Here is a 19,027-nt window from a genome sequence, read left to right on the forward strand (position 1 = left end):
TCGCCGGAGGCGCGGGTGGCCAGGGTGGCGATCAGGTCGTCGGCCTCGAAGCCCGCCAGGGACAGGTGGGGCACCTTGAGGGTGTCGAGCAGCTCGTGGATCAGCAACATCTGGCCGCGGAAGTCTTCGGGCGTCTCCGACCGGTTGGCCTTGTAGTCGGCGTAGGCCTCATGGCGGAAGGTCGGCTCGCTGCGGTCGAAGCAGACCACCAGGTGGGTGGGCGTCTCGTCGCGCATGATGTTGGTCAGCATCGACAGGAAGCCGTAGACCGCCTCGGTGTGCTGGCCGTCGGTCGTCATGAGGTTGGCGTCCTTCAGCGCGTAGAACGCCCGGTAGGCCAGCGAGTGGCCGTCCAGCAGCAGCAAACGGGGGGTCTCTTCGGTCTTCGGCACGCTCAGAGCCTAGTCTCCCCCTACGACAGAACCACCCGGAAAGGAAGAGCCTTGACCCAAGAGCTCGTCGCGCTGATGAACGCCGCCGGAACGGGCCATCTGCCCGACCGGATGGGCATCGAGTTCCTGGAGGTGACCGCCGAGAAGGTGGTCGCCCGGATGCCGGTCGAGGGGAACACCCAGCCGTACGGGCTGCTGCACGGCGGCGCCTCGGTGGTGCTGGCCGAGACGGTCGGCTCGATCGCGGCGATGTTCCAGGCCGGCGAGGGCCGGGCCGCGGTCGGCATCGAGATCAACGCGACCCACCACCGGTCGGCCAGGTCGGGCCACGTCACCGCCACCGCCGTCCCGCTGCACCGGGGGCGGACGCTGGCGACGTACCAGATCGAGGTGGTCGACGACGCGGGCCGCACGGTGTGCACCTCACGCCTGACCTGCATGCTTCGCGATCACGCGGTTTCCTGACAACCGGGCATCACAAAGCGGCATCACCCTGCACAGGGGCCACCGCTGTCGCTACTGTCTTCGTCTGAGGGGCCCGTGGCGGGCTGAGTAGACAACGTGCAGCGCCGGGGAAGCTCTGCACGGCCCCAAAGGTCAGCCACGGGCCCTTCCCATTCCCCCGATTCGGCCACCCCGACCTGCGGGGACGATGCAAAACGCACACGACACAGCCAGGTCACCGATTGGTGACGAACTGCCCCTAAACGGGCGTTCGGCTCTATGCTCCGGCCATTACACCGTGGACCTATCGCGGTGTCCCGTGTTCGGGATGGCGAGGCACAACCCCGTCATGACCTACGAGGAGCACCATTGCGCAGAGCCGTGATCGCGTTCACGGCCTTCATGGGTGGACTCATCTTCGTCTTCTTGGCCGGAGCGTCCACAGCGTGGGCGGCCGAAGGCGAAGAAGTCAGAGGCACACTCAGAATCCAAGGCCAGCCTGTAGCAGGCGTGAAAATCACCGTGGCGACCGACGCTGACGCGCCCGTCGGAGAGGCCACGACCGGAGCGGACGGGGCCTGGAAAGTCGCCGTCGACAAGGCCGGTTCTTACAAGGTCACGCTGGACCAGGCCACCCTTCCCGCAGGGAAAGCGCTGCGAGACCCCGACCGCGGGACGCTGACCGTCCAGGTTTTCGAGGGTAACGCGCGTAACGTGCTGTTCGGATTGGTCGACGCCAACGCCCCTCCCCAGGGGCAGCAGGGTGACGGGGGCGGTGGCAGCTCCTACTGGACCCGTGTGGCCCAGCTCGTGTTCGAGGGCCTCAACCTCGGCCTGATCATCGCGCTCGGCGCGGTCGGGCTCTCCCTGATTTTCGGTACGACTGGTTTGACCAACTTCGCCCATGGTGAGCTGCTCACCATCGGCGCTTTCCTGGCGTTCTTCTTCAACACCGTCCTCGGCCTGCACCTGCTGATCGCGGCGCCGATCGCGCTCGTGCTCGCGGCGGGCCTCGGCTGGGGACAGGACCGGTTCTTCTGGGGCCAGTTGCGGCGCCGCAAGACCGGCCTCATCTCGATGATGATCATCTCGATCGGCCTGGCCCTGTTCCTCCGGGCCCTGCTGCTGTTCCTGTTCGGCGGCGGCGGCGAGTCCTACCAGCAGTACGTCGCCCAGGCCGGCATCCAGATCGGCCCGATCGCGGCCACGCCCAAGAGCCTCATCGCCATGGGCATCGAGATCGTGGTGCTGATCGCGGTGGGCCTCGCGCTGACGTACACCCGGCTGGGCAAGGCGACCCGCGCGGTCGCCGACAACCCGGCGCTGGCCTCCTCGTCGGGCATCAACGTCGACCGGGTCATCCGGCTCGTCTGGGCGTCCGGCACCTGCATCGCGGCGCTGGCGGGCATCCTGCTCGGCACCACCCAGAACCTGAACTTCCAGATGGGCCAGCAGGTCCTGCTCCTGATGTTCGCCGGCGTCACCCTCGGCGGCCTGGGCACCGCGTTCGGCGCCCTCGTCGGCTCGCTGGTCGTCGGCATGTTCGTCCAGGTCTCCACGTTGTGGATCCCGCCGGAGATGAAGACCATCGGCGCGCTGGTCGTGCTGATCATCGTGCTCATGGTCCGGCCGCAGGGCATCCTCGGCCGTCGCGAGCGGATCGGCTAGGAGGCACACATGGACTGGACACTCATCTTCAGCCGGGCCGTGGAAGCGGGCATCGGCTCCGAGGCCATCATCTACGCCCTCGCGGCGATCGGCCTCAACGTGCAGTTCGGCTACACCGGCCTGCTCAACTTCGGCCAGGCGGGCTTCCTGGCCATCGGCGCGTACGCCATCGCGGTGACCGTCGCCACCTTCGGGCTGCCCTTCTTCCTGGGCGTCGGCATCGGCCTGCTGATGGCCGTCGTGATGGCCCTGCTGCTGGGCATCCCGACCCTGCGGTTGCGGGCCGACTACCTGGCCATCGTGACCATCGCGGCGGCGGAGATCGTCCGCCTCGTCGTGCGGTCGGTCGCGCTGTCGGACACCTTCGGCGGCACCGACGGCCTCCAGGCCTTCTCGGGCGCGTTCTACGACCTCAACCCCTACCCGCCGGGTGAGTACGGCATCCCCCCGATCATCGGGTTCGACAACCGGTCGATGTGGGTGCTGACGGTCGGCTGGTCCCTGGTGGCGATCGCCTCGTTCATCCTGTTCATGGCGATGAAGAGCCCCTGGGGCCGCGTGCTCAAGGCGATCCGCGAGGACGAGGACGCCGTGCGCAGCCTCGGCAAGAACGTGTTCTCGTACAAGATGCAGGCGCTGGTCATCGGCGGCGTCATCGGTTCGATGGGCGGCTTCATCTTCGCCCTGAGCCGGTCGGCCGTGCAGCCCGACCTGTTCTCGACCGACCTGACGTTCTACGCGTACACCGTGCTGATCCTCGGTGGCGCGGCCCGGATCCTCGGCCCGATCGTCGGCTCGATGCTGTTCTGGTTGCTGCTCATCTTCATCGGCACCGGGATGGAAGAGGCCGTCAACACCGGCGCGATCACCTTCATCACGGTCAACCAGGTCGGCGCGATCCGCCTGATGCTCGTCGGCCTCGGCCTCATGCTGCTGCTGATCTACCGGCCGCAGGGCATCTTCGGGGACAAGAGGGAGATCTCAATCGATGCACGCTGAATCGCGCCCGGCCGGAAAGGCGGCGGCCCTCAAGGCGTTCGAGGGCATGGCCGCCGAGCCCGGGGTCCCCAAGCCCGACCCGATCCTCGTCGTCGACAACGTGGTGCGCCGCTTCGGCGGCCTGACCGCCGTGAACGTCAAGCACGTCGAGATCCAGCGGGGCAGCATCACCGCCCTGATCGGCCCCAACGGCGCGGGCAAGACGACGTTCTTCAACCAGCTCACCGGCTTCGACACCGCCGACGAGGGTCAGTGGACCTTCAACGGCCGGGCCATGAACGGGGTGTCGGCCTACAAGGTCGCCCGTCAGGGCATGGTCCGCACCTTCCAGCTCACCAAGGCGCTCTCGAAGCTCACCGTCATCGAGAACATGCGCCTCGGGGCCCAGTCGCAGAAGGGCGAGAACTTCTTCCGCGGCCTGGTCCCGGGCCTGTGGCGGGGTCAGGAAGACGAGATCACCGCCAAGGCCGAGGACCTGCTGCGGCGCTTCAAGCTCGACGCCAAACGCGACGACTTCGCCGGCAGCCTGTCGGGCGGCCAGCGCAAGCTGCTGGAGATGGCCCGCGCCCTCATGGGCGACCCCCAGCTCGTCATGCTCGACGAGCCGATGGCGGGTGTGAACCCGGCCCTGACGCAGTCGCTGCTCGGCCACGTGAAGAACCTGCGCGAGCTCGGGATGAGCGTCCTGTTCGTCGAGCACGACATGGACATGGTCCGCGACATCTCCGACTGGGTCATCGTGATGGCCCAGGGCGAGGTGATCGCCGAGGGTCCGCCCGACAGCGTCATGTCGGACGAGCGGGTCGTGGACGCCTACCTCGGCGCCCACCACGACGCCCCGCTCTCGGCCGAGGAGGAGGAGCGGCAGCTCCACGAGGCCGAGGCCGAACTCGACAAGGAGAGCACGGAATGAGCGCCGCCGACCCGAACGCGATCGTCGACCGCTCGGCACACGTGGCGGCCGCCGAGAACGCGCTGCTGCGCTGCGACGAGCTGTTCGCCGGCTACCTGCCGGGCGTGAACATCCTCAACGGCGCCGACCTCTACGTGAACGAGGGCGAGCTGATCGGCATCATCGGCCCCAACGGCGCCGGCAAGTCGACCCTGCTCAAGTCGCTGTTCGGCCTCGTCGAGGTGCGGACGGGCTCGATCACCCTCAAGGGCGAGAACATCACCGGCCTGAAGGCCCACGCGCTCGTGGAGCGCGGGGTCGGCTTCGTGCCGCAGACCAACAACGTGTTCCCGTCGCTGAGCGTCGAGGAGAACCTGGAGATGGGCGCCTTCCAGGTGCCCAAGAAGTTCAAGGAGCGCTTCGAGTTCGTCTGCGAGATCTTCCCGGCCCTCAAGGACCGGCGCAAGCAGCGGGCGGGCTCCCTGTCGGGCGGCGAGCGGCAGATGGTGGCCATGGGGCGCGCCCTCATGACCGAGCCGTCGGTCCTGCTCCTCGACGAGCCCTCCGCCGGTCTGTCGCCGAAGCTGCAGGACCTGGTGTTCATCCAGGCCCAGCAGATCAACCGGGCCGGCGTCACCGTGATCATGGTCGAGCAGAACGCGCGCCGCTGCCTGCAGATCTGTGACCGCGGCTACGTGCTCGACCAGGGGCGCAACGCCTACACCGCCTCCGGCAAGGACCTCATCAAGGACCCGAAGGTCATCGAGCTCTACCTGGGGACGCTGGCCCGCGCCTGACGTCTCCCTCCTCGAAAAGGCCGCCGGGTTCCTCCCGGTGGCCTTTTCTGGTTCCGTACCGGAAAGGGGTTTCTCATGGCGCCCAGCCGCCTGCTCGCCCTCGCCGCCCTCGGGCTGCTCACCGCCTGCGCCTCCGCGCCGTCTCCGCCCGCCGCGGCCTCCACCGATCTGTACGTCACCGGCGCCGACCCCGCGGACGATCCGTGCCAGCGGGTGGTCTCGGCGCTCGGGTTCGCCGAACACGTCCTGAAGCCGGCGGGGCAGGAGGACACGCAGGAGTTCGGCGAGGGCGTGCGCGGACGCATCGCCTACGTGGAGGGCGTGATCCTCAGCTACGGCGAGCGGCTGCCGGCTGGGCTGGCGGAGCACACGGCGACCCTGAAGCGGACGATCCGGGTGCTCGTGCCCGCCGCGACACCCCGCGAGAAGGCGGTGGCGGCGCTGAGGGAATGGCGGGCGGCGGCCACGGCGATCGAGGAGAAGTGCTCCTAGGCGCGATGTGACATATCATCCGCGCCCCTGGTTGCCCCCCTGGCGGCCCGCGACGGACGGTCCGGGGGGAAGACCCGATCCCGAAGCCGGAACCCGCAGAAAAGGACTGAGGCCCCCGCCGTTCTCCCGAACGGCGGGGGCCTCGATCACTTCAGGCTGAGCGGGGGAAGATCAGCCGTCGACCTTACCGGCGAGGTAGGTCTCGTTGGTGTACTTGTTGTCCTTGCCGTACTTGTAGATGCCGATCGTGGCCTCGGACGGGTCGCCCGCGTCGGAGAACTCGACCGGGCCGCTGACGCCGTCGTAGTCGATGTCAGTGCCGGCCTTGAGCAGGTCGAGGCAGGCCTTGTAGTCGGTGCACTTGGTGCCGCCCTTGCTGACCGCGACCAGGTTCTTCGAGATGCCGGTGCCGGAGTCGTCCTTGCCCGCCTCGGCGGCCAGGGCGATCAGGATGGTGGCGTCGTAGGACTCGGGGGCGTAGCTGAAGTCCCGGAGGTCGGGGTTGGTCTTGAGCAGGTTCTCCTTGAACTTGCCCTCCGAGGCCGCGCCGGGCAGGGTGCCCTTGACGCCCTCGAGCAGGCCCTCGGGGAAGTCGGCCGAGTAGTCGGCCAGGTTGCCGTCGACGAAGTAGATCTTGACCTTGTCCGGGCCCAGACCCTGCTTCTCGAGCTCGGGGATGAGCTTCTTGGTCTCGTCGAACGAGATCAGCGCGATCGAGTCGGGGTTGGCTTCCTTGATCTTCGCGACGTCGGCCGAGAAGTCGGGAGCGGCCGGGTCGTAGGCGACCTCGCCGGCGATGGTGCCGCCGCCGCCCTCGACGGACTTCTTGACCTCGGCCGCGAGGCCGGTGCCGTAGGAGTCCTGGCGGTTCATGATGGCGATGTTCTCGCCGCCGTCCTGGATCATCAGGTCGCCGAGCACGCGGCCCTGGAGGACGTCGGACGGGGCGGTCCGGAAGTAGAAGCCCTTGTCGTTGTACGACGTGAACTCCGGCGAGGTGTTCGCGGGCGAGAACTGGACCACACCGGCGTTGACGATCTTGTCGATGACGGTGAGGGACACACCCGACGAAGCCGCACCGATGATCGCGTCGGCCTTCTGCTGCAGCAGCTTGTCGACGGACTGCGAAGCGATGTCGGTCTTCGCGTCACCGGAGTCGGCGTGGATCTTGGTCACCGGCTTCCCGAGGACACCGCCGGCAGCGTTGATCTCTTCCACGGCCAGGTCGACGCCCGCGAACTCCGGCGGACCAAGGAAGGCCAGGTCACCAGTCTGGGGAAGGATCGAGCCGATGGTGAGGGTGCCGTCGCCCGCGGCCGCCGCCGTGGTGGCGGGAGCGGCGGCGGTCGTGGCCGGCGCCGAGGTGGCCGGCGCGGCCGTCTCCTCGCCACCACCACAGGCCGTCAGGGCAAGGCTGGCGGCCGCGGCGACTGCCAGCACCCGCCCCATGGGGGCAATGCGGATCATGAAGTGTCTCCTTCATCCATGCAACGGAACGCCGGGCTTAACCAGGACACCGTCCCGTTCGAATGCTGGAAACGTACATAACTCGCAGACGCCTTGCCAGAAAAGCGTCTGAACTGTGGACACTTGGATGCGGAGTCGTAATAAGTCCTCAACACACCGCGCCCTCCGGCCCTGACCTGCGCGGTCGCGGGCCGGAGGGATCTTGGGCCGGTCAGGCCGACTTGTCGGGCGGACCCGCGGCCTCGGCGACCACGATCTGGGCGACCTGACGCATGCTGAGACGGCGGTCCATCGAGGCCTTCTGGATCCACCGGAAGGCCTGCGGCTCCGACCATCCGTGCTGGGCCATGAGCAGGCCCTTGGCCCGCTCGACCAGCTTGCGGGTCTCCAGCCGGTCGGAGAGGGTGGTGACCTCCTTCTCCAGGGCCGCGATCTCCTCGTGGCGGCTGACCGCCATCTCGATGGCCGGCACCAGGTCGCCCTTGGTGAACGGCTTGACCAGGTAGGCCATCGCGCCGGCGTCTCTGGCCCGCTCGACCAGGTCGCGCTGCGAGAACGCCGTCAGGATCAGGCAGGGCGCGATGCGCTCCGACACGATCTGCTCGGCGGCCGAGATGCCGTCGAGGACGGGCATCTTCACATCGAGGATCACCAGATCCGGCCGGAGCTCGGTGGCGAGCTTCACGGCGCTCTCCCCGTCACCGGCCTCGCCGACGACGGCGTAACCGTCTTCTTCCAGCATCTCCTTCAGGTCGAGGCGGATCAGGGCCTCGTCTTCCGCGATCACCACTCGCCGCTGCGTTCCACTCACGCACAAGAGGTTACCGACGTCCGCTAGATTGGGACCACGCACGCCCCGATAGACCAACGGCAGAGTCAATGGCCTCAAAATCCATCAAGTGTGGGTTCGAATCCCACTCGGGGCACTTTTTCGTCATGCCCTGATCCGCGCAGGCGGGGCCGAACGCCGAAAGGCCGCCACGTCGTACGTGACGGCCTTTCCGGATGGGCGGGTCAGCTCAGGTTGGGGTGGGCCACGGCCGAACCGATGGTGTGCACACGCAGGGCGTTGGTCGACCCGGGGTTGCCGGGGGGCGAGCCCGCCACGATGACGATCTTGTCGCCCTTCTCGAACGTGCCGAGGGCGAGCAGGGACGCCTCCACCTGACGCACCATGTCGTCGGTGTGGTGCACGAACGGCACCTCGAAGGTCTCCACGCCCCACGTCAGCGCGAGCTGGCCGCGGACCACCGGGTTGCTGGTGAACGCGATCAGCGGGATCGGGCTGCGGTAGCGGGCCAGGCGGCGCGCGGTCTCGCCGGACATCGTGAAGGCGACCAGGGCCTTGGCCCCCACGATCGCGCCGACCTCGGCGGCGGCGCGCGCGATGGCGCCACCGGTCGACTCGGGGAGCCGGTCGAGGTTGTGGGTCGCGTGGAGGGTGGAGTCCTCGGCGGCGGTGGCGATGCGGGCCATCGTCGCGACCGACTCGATCGGGTAGTTGCCGACCGAGGTCTCGCCCGACAGCATGACCGCGTCGGCGCCGTCCATGACGGCGTAGGCGACGTCGGAGGCCTCGGCGCGGGTCGGCCGGGGCGCGGCCATCATCGAGTCGAGCATCTGGGTCGCCACGATGACCGGGTGGGCCTTCTCGCGGCAGAGCTCGATGATCCGGCGCTGCACGATCGGCACCTGCTCCAGCGGGAGCTCGACGCCCAGGTCGCCGCGGGCGACCATGACGCCGTCGAACCGGTCGACGATCGCCTCCAGGGCGTCGACGGCCTGCGGCTTCTCGATCTTGGCGATGATGGGCAGATGCACGCCCTCTTCGTCCATGATGCGGTGGACGATGTCGGCGTCCTCCGGCGAACGCACGAACGACAACGCGATCATGTCGAAGCCGGTGCGAAGGGCCCAGCGGAGGTCCGCTTCGTCCTTCTCGGTCAGGGCCGGGGCGCTGACGGCGACGCCCGGGAGGTTGAGGCCCTTGTTGTCGGAGATCATGCCGCCGATGACGACCCGGGTGGTCACCCGGGGGCCCTCGACCTTGTCGACCTCCAGGTGGAGACGGCCGTCGTCGACGAGGACGGTGTCTCCCGGCTTCACATCGCCGGGCAGGCCATCGTAGGTGGTGGAGACGAGGTCGCGGTCTCCGGGGACGTCTTCGGTGGTGATCGTGATGATGTCACCGACGCCGAGGCGGACCGGGCCCGAGGCGAACTTGCCCACCCGGATCTTCGGCCCCTGGAGGTCGGCCAGCACGCCTACCGCGCGGCCGAGCTCCTCGGCCGCCTCCCGCACCCGGACGAAGACCTCTTTGTGCAGCTCGTGGCTGCCGTGGGAGAGGTTGAAGCGGGCGACGTCCATGCCCGCGCTGATCAGTTCCCGCAGCCGTTCAGGGGACGAGGTGGCGGGACCTAGGGTACAGACGATCTTTGCTCGACGGCTCACGAGTCCTAGCCTAATTGGTCCAGACCACTTGAATGTGACGGCACCCATAGCTGTGGCCAAATTGTCAATGACTTCACGCGATAGCCGACGTGTCCTAGCCTGTCCCGCTATGGGGTGGTACTGGAGGTTGGCTGCCGTCTTGACGCTGATGAGCGCCCTCGCGTGCGGTGGACAGGCTACCGAATCGACCGCGCCGCCTACCGGTGTTTCGGTCGCGTTGCAGCAGTGGCGTTCGGATGTCGCGGTCCATCGTGTCCAGGTCTCGGTGACCAACACCACCGAGACGCCTCTTCACATCACCGACCTGCGGCTCGACTCCCAGTCGTTCGAGCCCTCCGCCCCCGTGAGGGTCGACACCACGCTGCCCAGGACGCCCCGGACCGACTTCCCGATCACGTACGGCCGGGCCCGCTGCGACGCCGCCGCCATCCCGCCCGTGAAGCCGACCGACGTCGTCGCCACGATGGCGGTGGGCGACGCCCCGCCGAAGGAGGTCCGGTTCCCGATCCCGGTCACCGACGACCTGCTGACCCGGCTCGTGAAGTACGAGTGTGGCGAGTACATCCTGAAGCAGTCGGCCACGATCGCCTTCGGCCCGGACTTCCGCAGACGGGGCGACGACCTCGAAGGGGTCCTGACCGTCACCGCCACCCGTCCGGTGACCATCGACGACGTCGACGGCACGACCCACTACGTCCTGGAACCGGAGAAGAGGCGACCCGTCGCCGAGATCGCGCCGGGCACGACGGGCGTGCCGGTCACGATCCGGCCCACCCGCTGCGACCCGCACGCCTTCGCCGAGGCCAAGCAGGCCTACCTGTTCCAGGTCTGGGGACACACCGAGGGCGGGGAGACGTACCGGATGATCGTCACCCCGCCCAAGGAGATCCAGGAGAAGCTGCTCGACTACGCGATCGAGGTCTGCGACTTCCCCGCCACGTGACGCCGGTGGCGGATGACCGCGAACCCGATCCAGGAGACCGCGACCACCACGATGATCGCGACGCGGACCTCCGTGAGATAGCGCGTCGGATAGACCACGCCAGTGAGGTAGGTGTCGATGAACCCGCCGGGTTCCAGCAGCCGCGCGCCCGCCCGCTCGCGGGCCCAGTTCTCCAGGGCCGTCAGCGGGCACTCGACCACCCCGGTGAGCTGGATCGCGCCCCAGACGGCGAACCCCAGGCTGGGCCAGATCAGGCGGGGCCACCGCCACGCCAGGTAACCCCCCAGCGCGATGTACGCGATGACGAGAAAATGAACGACCATCACGGTTTGCCACAGAACGTGATAAATCATTTTTCGAACCTAGGAAGAGAACCGAAGGCCGGAATCCGTCCGGCTACTCATCTCCTCTCTAGGTACCCGGAATCGTGACCGCCTTCAGCGCGCTGACGATGCCGTTCCCGTAAAAGCCGTTCCGCGACGCGGAGCCCACGCAGACGTGGGTGGTGTCGGCCGAGTAGCGGTAGTTGCCCGAGGCCGGGCAACCGCGGTCGTAGGTGGAGGCGTAGAGCAGGCTCTCCAGCTTGGCCGGGTCGAGCTCCAGGCCGCCCCTGCCGGGCTTGCCGAACCGGGCCACCAGCAGCGCCGCGACCCCGGTGACGTGCGGGGCGGCCATCGAGGTGCCTTCGAGGTACTGGTAGTAGGAGCAGGTGCCGTTCTTGCACTCCCGGATGACCGAGGAGGTCAGCGGCTGCCCCTTGGCGTCGATCGCAGTCGAGGCCCGCAGCGCGTTCTTGGGGGCGGCGGCCAGGATCTCCCGGGCGGCGCCCTTCAGCGAGGTGCCGGTGTCCAGGGCGTCGCCGCCGGGGGCGGCCACGTCGGCCTGCTCGGCGCCGTAGTCGGAGTAGACGGCCTTGCGCTTGCTCGGGCCGACCGAGGTCACCGTGATCACGCCGGGCAGTTCGGCCGGGATGCTCAGGCAGGTGTTGTCGATCTTGCGGGACTTGGCGGCGCCCGACGGGTAGTCGGGGCTGCCGACGTCCTCGGCCGGGGCGCCCAGGTCGGTGGAGCCGTTGCCGATGGCGCCGATCAGGGTCACGCCCCGGGCGCGGGCGTAGGCGACCGCGCGGCTCATGCCCGCGATGATGGCCTTCTGCTCCGACTGCTGGGCCGGGGTGTCGGCCGGGTTGGCCGGGCAGTTGAAGTTCCACGGGTCGACGTAGAACGACATGTTGACCACGTCGATGCCGTTGTCGCCGGCGTACTTGAGGGCGTCCATGGTCGGTTTGAGGAAGAAGTAGCCCGAGTCGGTGCCGGCGCGCAGGTTGACCAGCGAGACGCCGGGCGCGACGCCGCCGACGCCGATGCCGTTCAGCGGCGAGGCGATCGTGCTGGCCACGTGGGTGCCGTGGCCGTCGTCGTCGACGTCGGCCGGGTCCTTGCAGCCCTTGTGCTCACACGGGCCGTCGAGGTTCTTGCCCTTGGAGTCCTTCGGCCGGTCGACGACGAAGTTGCGCGACAACGTGCGGTTGAAGTTGGGCGCGATGTCCGGGTGCCTGCCGTCGATTCCGGTGTCGATGACCCCGACCAGCACCTTGTGGTTGCCGATCTCCTTCTTGTACGACCCCGACGGCGTCGCCCCGATCATCCGCATGTCCCACTGACGGCCGGAGAGCGGCTCGTCCTTCACCGCCGCCCGGCGGGGACCGGCGGCGGGCCTGGCGCGGGCCACCTCGCCGATCGGCCTGTCGGTCATGACGCCCACGATCGCCGGCCCCGACGGGAGGCGGGCCGCGCGGGCCACGAGGTAACCGAGCTGGGCGTCGCCGGACAGCACGTCGCCGCCGGCGGCCTCGACCGCGTCGGTCGCGGCGCCGCGCTGGCCGGGCGTGTAGAACACGAGGTAGTCCTGGGAGACGGCGGCCGTCTCCTGGGAGGCCGCGCAGGCCGTGGTCAGCAGGGTGAGCGTCAACCCCGCGATTACTGCCTTACGCACCGGTCCTCCTTGGGTTCCGAATCTTTCCGATCCTCGCGAACCCATCCGGGCGTCCGCAACTCACCGCGCATTCCGCATAAGTAGATATTTCGGAATTGCCCTTGAGTCACTCGGGGAAAACAACAAAACGGTGCCCCCGGGAATACCAGGGGGCACCGTTTTGACGTACTAGACCAAAGGACGAGCCGTCGGCGGGATGGCCACCGGCAGGGCGGTCGCCCCGGTGAGGTAGTCGTCGACCGCGGCGGCGGCCGACCGGCCCTCGGCGATGGCCCACACGATCAGTGACTGGCCGCGGCCCATGTCACCGGCCACGAAGACGCCCTCGACGCCCGAGTGGTAGGTGCGGTTGCGGGAGACGTTGCCGCGCGGGTCGTAGAACTCCCCGGCCGACAGTTCCGCCAGCTCGTCGAGCAGGCCGGCGTGTTGCGGGCCGACGAAGCCCATCGCCAGGGTGACGAGCTGGGCGGGCAGTTCCCGCTCGGTGCCGGGGATCGGCTTGAAGCCGGCCGCCGGCCCCTCGACGTCCACCACCCTGATCGCCTGGAGGTTGCCCTCGGCGTCCTTGACGAACTCGGTGGTGGAGACGGCGTAGACCCGCGCTCCCCCGCCGTCGGCGAGCTCCTCGTGGGCCGACTCCATCTTGAACAGCATGGGGAAGGTCGGCCACGGCTGCCCGGCCGGGCGCGCCTCCGGCGGCATCGGCATGATCTCGAGCTGGGTCACCGAGAGGGCGCCCTGGCGGATCGCGGTGCCGATGCAGTCGGCCCCGGTGTCACCGCCGCCGATGACCACGACGTGCTTGCCGCTGGCGTTGATCTCCGAGTCGGCCAGCGACCGGTTGGCCGGAGGCAGGTACTCCATCGCCTGGTAGACGCCGACGGCGTCGCGCCCGGTGACCGGCAGGTCGCGCCAGGCGGTGGCGCCACCGGCCAGGACGACCGCGTCGAACTGCTCGCGCAGCTCGGCGGCGGTGATGTCGACGCCGACGTTCACGCTCGTGCGGAACTCGGTGCCCTCGGCCCTCATCTGGTCGAGGCGGCGGTCGATGTGCCGCTTCTCCATCTTGAACTCGGGGATGCCGTAGCGGAGCAGCCCGCCGATGGCGTCGGCCCGCTCGAACACGACGACGTCGTGCCCGGCGCGGGTGAGCTGCTGGGCGGCGGCCAGGCCCGCCGGGCCCGAGCCGACGACCGCGACCCGCTTGCCGGTCTTCTGCGCCGGGGGCTGCGGGGTGACCCAGCCCTCGGCGAAGGCGCGGTCGATGATCTCGACCTCGACCCGCTTGATCGCCACCGGGTCGGAGTTGATGCCGAGGACGCAGGCCGCCTCACACGGAGCCGGGCACAGGCGGCCGGTGAACTCGGGGAAGTTGTTGGTCGCGTGGAGCCGCTCGACGGCCTCACGCCAGTCGTCGCGGTAGACCAGGTCGTTCCACTCGGGGATGAGGTTCCCGAGCGGGCAGCCGTTGTGGCAGAACGGGATGCCGCAGTCCATGCAGCGCGAAGCCTGCTTGGTCAGCTTCTCCGGGGCGAAGTCGACGTAGACCTCGCGCCAGTCGCGGATGCGCACGTCCACCGGGCGGCGGGCGGGCAGCTCACGCGGGTGAGTGAGAAACCCCTTCGGGTCGGCCATGTCGTTACCCCCTTATCCGTGAACCGCGGCCATGATGGCCTCGTCGATGTCGCGGCCCTCGGCCTCGGCCGTGGCCCTGGCGGTGAGCACCCGCTTGTAGTCGATCGGCATGATCTTGCCGAACCGGGCGGCGGCGGCCTCCCAGTCGGCGAGCAGGCCCTTGGCGACCGGCGAGCCGGTCTCGGCCAGGTGCTTCTCGACCAGCTCGCGCAGGATCTCGGAGTCCTCCGCGGTCAGCGCTTCGAGCTCGACCATCTCGCGGTTGACCCGCTCGGGCTTCAGGTCCAGCACGTAGGCCACGCCGCCGGACATGCCGGCCGCGAAGTTGCGCCCGGTCGGCCCGAGGACGACGGCCCGCCCGCCGGTCATGTACTCGCACCCGTGGTCGCCCACACCCTCGACGACGGCGGTGGCGCCGGAGTTGCGGACGCAGAACCGCTCGCCCACCACGCCCCGGATGAACGCCTCGCCGGAGGTCGCGCCGTAGAGGCCGACGTTGCCGGCGATGATCTGGCCGTCGAGCAGGTCGCTCGGCGGGGTGACCGTGATCCGGCCGCCCGACAGGCCCTTGCCGACGTAGTCGTTGGCGTCGCCGGTCAGCCGCAGCGTGACGCCCTTCGGCACGAACGCGCCGAAGGAGTTGCCGGCCGAGCCGGTGAAGGTCACGTCGATCGTGTTCTCCGGCAGGCCCGCCCCGCCCCACTTCTTGGTGACGTGGTGGCCGAGCATGGTGCCGACGGTCCGGTTGACGTTGCGGATCGGCAGCTCCAGCGTGACCTGCTGGCCGAACTCGATCGCGCCCTCGGCGAGCTGGATCAGCGTGTTGTCGAGCGCCTCGGCCAGGCCGTGGTCCTGCGCGACGACCCGCTTGCGCGGGGTGCCCTGCGGCAGCTCCGGCTGGTAGAGGATCGGCGACAGGTCGAGGCCCTGGGCCTTCCAGTGGGTGACGGCGGCCTCGGTGTCGAGCAGGTCGCTGCGGCCGATGACCTCGTCGAGCGAGCGGTAGCCCAGCTCGGCCAGGTATTCCCTGACCTCCTCGGCGATGAACTCGAAGTAGTTGACCACGAACTCCGGCTTGCCGGTGAAACGCTTGCGCAGCTCGGGGTTCTGGGTGGCCACGCCCACCGGGCAGGTGTCGAGGTGGCACACGCGCATCATGACGCAGCCCGAGACCACCAGCGGAGCGGTGGCGAAGCCGTACTCCTCGGCGCCGAGCAGGGCGGCGACGATGACGTCGCGGCCGGTCTTGAGCTGGCCGTCGGCCTGCACCACGATCCGGTCGCGCAGGCCGTTGAGCAGCAGGGTCTGCTGGGTCTCGGCCAGGCCGAGCTCCCAGGGAGTCCCCGCGTGCTTCAGGCTCGTGAGAGGCGAGGCGCCGGTGCCGCCGTCGTGACCGGAGATCAGCACGACGTCGGCGTGGGCCTTGGAGACGCCCGCCGCGACCGTGCCGACGCCGACCTCGGAGACCAGCTTCACGTGGATGCGGGCCTGCGGGTTGGCGTTCTTCAGGTCGTGGATGAGCTGCGCCAGGTCCTCGATCGAGTAGATGTCGTGGTGCGGCGGCGGCGAGATCAGGCCGACGCCCGGCGTGGAGTGCCGGGTCTTGGCGATCCACGGGTAGACCTTGTGGCCGGGGAGCTGGCCGCCCTCGCCGGGCTTGGCGCCCTGGGCCATCTTGATCTGCACGTCGTCGGCGTTGACCAGGTATTCCGAGGTCACGCCGAAGCGGCCGGAGGCCACCTGCTTGATCGCCGAACGGCGGGCCGGGTCGTAGAGGCGCTCGGGGTCCTCGCCGCCCTCGCCGGTGTTCGACTTGGCGCCGAGCCGGTTCATGGCGATGGCGAGGGTCTCGTGGGCCTCCATCGAGATGGAGCCGTAGGACATCGCGCCGGTGGAGAACCGCTTGACGATCTCGGAGACCGGCTCGACCTCGTCGATCGGGACGGGACCGCCGGCCGCCGGGCGCAGCTTGAACAGGCCGCGCAGCGTCATGAGGGTCTCGGCCTGACCGTCGATCAGGTCGGTGTACTCCTTGAAGATCTCGTAACGCCGGGTGCGGGTGGCGTGCTGGAGCTTGAAGACGGTCGTCGGGTTGAACAGGTGCGGCTCGCCCTCGCGCCGCCACTGGTATTCGCCGCCGACCTCCAGGCGCCGGTGGGCGTTCTCGGCCCTCGGGTAGGCCCTGGTGTGCCGCTGCAGCGCCTCCTTGGCCAGCACGTCGAACCCGACGCCGCCCAGCCGCGAGGTGGTGCCGGTGAAGCACTCGTCGATGACCTCGGCCCCGAGGCCCAGGGCCTCGAAGATCTGCGCGCCCGTGTACGACGCCACCGTGGACACGCCCATCTTGGACATGACCTTGAGGACGCCCTTGCCGTACGCCTTGATGAGGTTCCGGACCGCCTTGCGGCCGTCGGGGAACAGCTCCTCGACGGTCTCGATCGCCAGGTAGGGGTTGATCGCGCTGGCGCCGTAACCGACGAGCAGGGCCATGTGGTGGCACTCGCGCGCCTCGCCGGTCTCGATGACCAGGCCCACCCGGGTGCGGGACTTCTCCCGGATCAGGTGGTGGTGCACCGCGCCGGTGAGCAGCAGCGACGGGATCGGCGCCTTCTCGGCGTTGGAGCCGCGGTCGGACAACACGATGATGCGCGCGCCGTCGGCGATCGCCTGCGAGACCTCCTCGCGGATCTCCTGGAGCCGCCGGGTCAGCGCGTCGCCGCCCCCGCCGACGTGGAAGAGGCCGGAGACGACGTGGGGCTGGAAGCCCGGCAGGGCGCCCTCGTCGTTGATGTGGACGATCTTGGCGAGCTCGTCGTTGTCGATCACCGGGTAGGGCAGCACCAGGCGGCGGCACGAGGCCGCGCCCGGCTCCAGCAGGTTGTGCTCGGGGCCGATGGTCGACTGCAGCGAGGTGACGAGCTCCTCGCGGATGGCGTCCAGCGGCGGGTTGGTGACCTGCGCGAAGAGCTGGCTGAAGTAGTCGAACAGCAGCCGGGGCTTGTCGCTGAGCGCGGCGACCGGGCTGTCGGTGCCCATCGAGCCGATCGGCTCGGCGCCGGTCGCGGCCATCGGGGTGAGGATGATCCGCAGCTCTTCCTCGGTGTAGCCGAAGGTCTGCTGGCGCTTGACCAGGGCCTCGTGGGTGGGGTGCTCGTGCTCGCGCTCGGGCAGCTCCTCGAACCGCACCAGACCGGCGTGCAGCCACTCCTCGTAGGGCTCGGCGGCGGCCAGTTCGGCCTTGATCTCGTCGTCCTCGATGATCCGGCCCTGGGCGGTGTCGACGAGGAACATCTTGCCGGGCTGGAGGCGGCCCTTGCGGACCACCCTCTCCTGCGGGATGTCGCTCAGCACGCCCGCCTCGGAGCCCAGGATGACCAGGCCGTCGTCGGTGACGTAGAACCGGCCGGGGCGCAGGCCGTTGCGGTCGAGCACGGCGCCGACGACGGTGCCGTCGGAGAAGGAGATCGACGCGGGGCCGTCCCAGGCCTCCATCAGCGTGGAGTGGAACTCGTAGAAGGCCCGGCGGGCCGGGTCCATCTCCGCGTGGTTCTCCCACGCCTCGGGGATCATCATCAGCACGGCGTGGGGCAGGGAGCGCCCGCCGAGGTGCAGCAGCTCCAGCGTCTCGTCGAACGAGGCGGTGTCGGAGCCGTCGGGGTCGCAGATGGGGAACAGCCGCTCCAGGTCACCGGGGATGAGGCCGGTCTCCAGCATCGCCTCGCGGGCGCGCATCCAGTTGCGGTTGCCCTTGACGGTGTTGATCTCGCCGTTGTGGGCCACGTAGCGGTAGGGGTGCGACAGCGGCCACGACGGGAAGGTGTTGGTGGAGAAGCGCGAGTGCACCAGCGCGATGGCGGTGACGTAGCGCTCGTCCGACAGGTCGGGGAAGAACGGCTCGACCTGCTGCGGGGTGAGCATGCCCTTGTAGACGGTGGTCCGGCTGGAGAGCGAGGCGAAGTAGACGTCGGCCTCGTGCTCGGCCCGCTTGCGGAAGGCGAAGGCGACCCGGTCGAGGTCGATGCCCGACAGGTCGCCGGAGCTCACGAACAGCTGCATGAAGTGGGGCATCACGGCGCGCGCGGTCGGCCCGGCGTGCCGCGTGTCGACGGGCACGTCGCGCCAGCCGAGGACCTTGACGTTCTCCTCGGTCGCGATCTCGTCGATCATCCGCAGCGCGGTCGCCCTCGCCTGCGCGTCGATGGGCAGGAAGGCGATGCCGGCGGCGTACTTCCCGGCCTCCGGGAGGTCGAAGGGGACGACCGCGCGGAAGAACGCGTCCGGGATCTGCGTCAGGATGCCGGCGCCGTCACCGGTGTCCGGTTCGCTCCCCCGAGCACCCCGGTGATCGAGGTTGATGAGCGCGGTCAGAGCCTTCTCGACGATGTCGTAGCTACGGCGGCCGTGGACGTCGGCCACCATGGCGACACCACAGGCGTCATGCTCGTACGAGGGGTCGTAAAGGCCCTGAGGCTCGGGAAGGTCCCCAGGACGGCCATGGCGGGCAGCAGGCATGAAATCACTCCCGTCGTCATCTTCTGCGTGGTGACAGAGGGACGACGCTGGCCCTGCTGCAGTTGTGGTGAGTAGAGGTTACCCCACCGTTTCCGGATGGCACCTGCCGGGGCCACTAAGGTTTCGCGTATGTCGATCGACGAGCTCTACGCGCGTGCCGGTGTGGACGGACGGCGGTTGCGAAAGGCTGTCTCTCTCCTGTCGGACGGACGCTGGTGGACGCTCGCCGATGTGGTCAGGGAGACGGCGACGTCCCGCAGGACGATCGAGGCGCTCATGCGCGTGCTCCCCCTTGAGCATCGCGACCAGCACGTCCGAATCCCAACTGAACAGGTCAAAC

15 protein-coding genes and 1 tRNA gene are annotated in these 19,027 nt (G+C 69.0%); 8 read left to right on the plus strand and 8 right to left on the minus strand.

All coding sequences use genetic code 11. The annotated features are described in order from the left end of the window. Positions 1-392: 5'-3' exonuclease (locus AW273_RS38900; RefSeq protein WP_439648645.1), on the minus strand; the 392-nt coding region annotated here is incomplete at its 3' end. A gap of 75 nt (positions 393-467) precedes the next feature. On the opposite strand from AW273_RS38900, the gene AW273_RS28810 reads away from it, so the two are divergent. From AW273_RS28810 to AW273_RS28835, 6 genes are all read left to right on the plus strand, one after another. Beyond that, positions 468-857: a PaaI family thioesterase gene (locus tag AW273_RS28810; protein WP_157556280.1), complete on the plus strand. Its 390-nt coding sequence runs from the start codon at positions 468-470 to the stop codon at positions 855-857. A gap of 489 nt (positions 858-1,346) precedes the next feature. After that, the gene (locus tag AW273_RS28815) at positions 1,347-2,504 is read left to right on the plus strand and encodes a branched-chain amino acid ABC transporter permease (protein ID WP_232327646.1); all 1,158 of its coding nucleotides are present in this window, start codon (positions 1,347-1,349) and stop codon (positions 2,502-2,504) included. A gap of 9 nt (positions 2,505-2,513) precedes the next feature. Next, positions 2,514-3,503, plus strand: a complete 990-nt coding sequence (locus tag AW273_RS28820; protein ID WP_062354786.1) for a branched-chain amino acid ABC transporter permease — start codon at positions 2,514-2,516, stop codon at positions 3,501-3,503. Beyond that, positions 3,493-4,416: an ABC transporter ATP-binding protein gene (locus AW273_RS28825; RefSeq protein ID WP_062354789.1), complete on the plus strand. Its 924-nt coding sequence runs from the start codon at positions 3,493-3,495 to the stop codon at positions 4,414-4,416. The genes AW273_RS28820 and AW273_RS28825 overlap by 11 nt, the downstream gene beginning before the upstream one ends. Continuing rightward, on the plus strand, positions 4,413-5,192 hold the full coding sequence (locus AW273_RS28830; RefSeq protein ID WP_062354792.1) for an ABC transporter ATP-binding protein: 780 nt from the start codon (positions 4,413-4,415) through the stop codon (positions 5,190-5,192). The genes AW273_RS28825 and AW273_RS28830 overlap by 4 nt, the downstream gene beginning before the upstream one ends. Positions 5,193-5,267: 75 nt before the next feature. Continuing rightward, positions 5,268-5,684, plus strand: a complete 417-nt coding sequence (locus AW273_RS28835) for a hypothetical protein (RefSeq protein WP_062354794.1) — start codon at positions 5,268-5,270, stop codon at positions 5,682-5,684. Positions 5,685-5,855: 171 nt separating this feature from the next. Here AW273_RS28835 and AW273_RS28840 read toward each other — a convergent pair whose 3' ends face one another. Continuing rightward, positions 5,856-7,151 (minus strand): ABC transporter substrate-binding protein, encoded by a 1,296-nt coding sequence (locus tag AW273_RS28840; RefSeq protein WP_062354798.1) that lies wholly within the window; start codon positions 7,149-7,151, stop codon positions 5,856-5,858. Positions 7,152-7,362: 211 nt separating this feature from the next. Beyond that, positions 7,363-7,968, minus strand: a complete 606-nt coding sequence (locus AW273_RS28845) for an ANTAR domain-containing response regulator (RefSeq protein ID WP_232327647.1) — start codon at positions 7,966-7,968, stop codon at positions 7,363-7,365. A gap of 36 nt (positions 7,969-8,004) precedes the next feature. Here AW273_RS28845 and AW273_RS28850 point away from each other — a divergent pair. Beyond that, positions 8,005-8,077 (plus strand) — tRNA-Leu (locus AW273_RS28850). 88 nt (positions 8,078-8,165) lie between these two features. On the opposite strand, the gene pyk is transcribed toward AW273_RS28850, so the two are convergent. Beyond that, complete coding sequence (gene pyk / locus AW273_RS28855) at positions 8,166-9,602, minus strand: pyruvate kinase (RefSeq protein WP_062354805.1); 1,437 nt, start codon at positions 9,600-9,602, stop codon at positions 8,166-8,168. Positions 9,603-9,867: 265 nt separating this feature from the next. Here pyk and AW273_RS28860 point away from each other — a divergent pair, with 265 nt between their 5' ends. Further along, positions 9,868-10,545, plus strand: coding sequence for a hypothetical protein (locus AW273_RS28860; protein WP_157556261.1), 678 nt, complete (start codon positions 9,868-9,870; stop codon positions 10,543-10,545). Here AW273_RS28860 and AW273_RS28865 read toward each other — a convergent pair. From AW273_RS28865 to gltB, 4 genes are all read right to left on the minus strand, one after another. Continuing rightward, positions 10,509-10,898, minus strand: coding sequence for a DUF2784 domain-containing protein (locus AW273_RS28865; RefSeq protein WP_062354811.1), 390 nt, complete (start codon positions 10,896-10,898; stop codon positions 10,509-10,511). The two genes, AW273_RS28860 and AW273_RS28865, sit on opposite strands and share 37 nt — an antisense overlap. A 58-nt stretch (positions 10,899-10,956) precedes the next feature. Next, entirely contained in the window at positions 10,957-12,540 is a 1,584-nt protein-coding gene (locus tag AW273_RS28870) for a S8 family peptidase (RefSeq protein ID WP_232327649.1), read from the minus strand. A gap of 168 nt (positions 12,541-12,708) precedes the next feature. Then, positions 12,709-14,175 (minus strand): glutamate synthase subunit beta, encoded by a 1,467-nt coding sequence (locus AW273_RS28875; RefSeq protein ID WP_062354816.1) that lies wholly within the window; start codon positions 14,173-14,175, stop codon positions 12,709-12,711. Positions 14,176-14,187: 12 nt separating this feature from the next. Then, a complete protein-coding gene (gene gltB, locus AW273_RS28880) occupies positions 14,188-18,687 on the minus strand; it encodes a glutamate synthase large subunit (RefSeq protein ID WP_083950128.1) in 4,500 nt (1,499 codons plus the stop codon). Between the last annotated feature and the right edge of the window lie 340 nt (positions 18,688-19,027).

This window comes from Herbidospora yilanensis (assembly GCF_001570565.1).
GTDB lineage: Bacteria > Actinomycetota > Actinomycetes > Streptosporangiales > Streptosporangiaceae > Herbidospora > Herbidospora yilanensis.

Bases quoted from the DNA above. Each gene is read 5' to 3' on its own strand.
- AW273_RS28810 (WP_157556280.1), top strand. From the start codon at position 468: ATGAACGCCGCCGGAACGGGCCATCTGCCCGACCGGATGGGCATCGAG.
- AW273_RS28830 (WP_062354792.1), top strand. From the start codon at position 4,413: ATGAGCGCCGCCGACCCGAACGCGATCGTCGACCGCTCGGCACACGTG.
- AW273_RS28865 (WP_062354811.1), bottom strand. From the start codon at position 10,898: ATGATTTATCACGTTCTGTGGCAAACCGTGATGGTCGTTCATTTTCTC.
- AW273_RS28825 (WP_062354789.1), top strand. From the start codon at position 3,493: ATGCACGCTGAATCGCGCCCGGCCGGAAAGGCGGCGGCCCTCAAGGCG.
- AW273_RS28820 (WP_062354786.1), top strand. From the start codon at position 2,514: ATGGACTGGACACTCATCTTCAGCCGGGCCGTGGAAGCGGGCATCGGC.
- AW273_RS28840 (WP_062354798.1), bottom strand. From the start codon at position 7,151: ATGATCCGCATTGCCCCCATGGGGCGGGTGCTGGCAGTCGCCGCGGCC.
- AW273_RS28875 (WP_062354816.1), bottom strand. From the start codon at position 14,175: ATGGCCGACCCGAAGGGGTTTCTCACTCACCCGCGTGAGCTGCCCGCC.
- gltB (WP_083950128.1), bottom strand. From the start codon at position 18,687: ATGCCTGCTGCCCGCCATGGCCGTCCTGGGGACCTTCCCGAGCCTCAG.
- AW273_RS28835 (WP_062354794.1), top strand. From the start codon at position 5,268: ATGGCGCCCAGCCGCCTGCTCGCCCTCGCCGCCCTCGGGCTGCTCACC.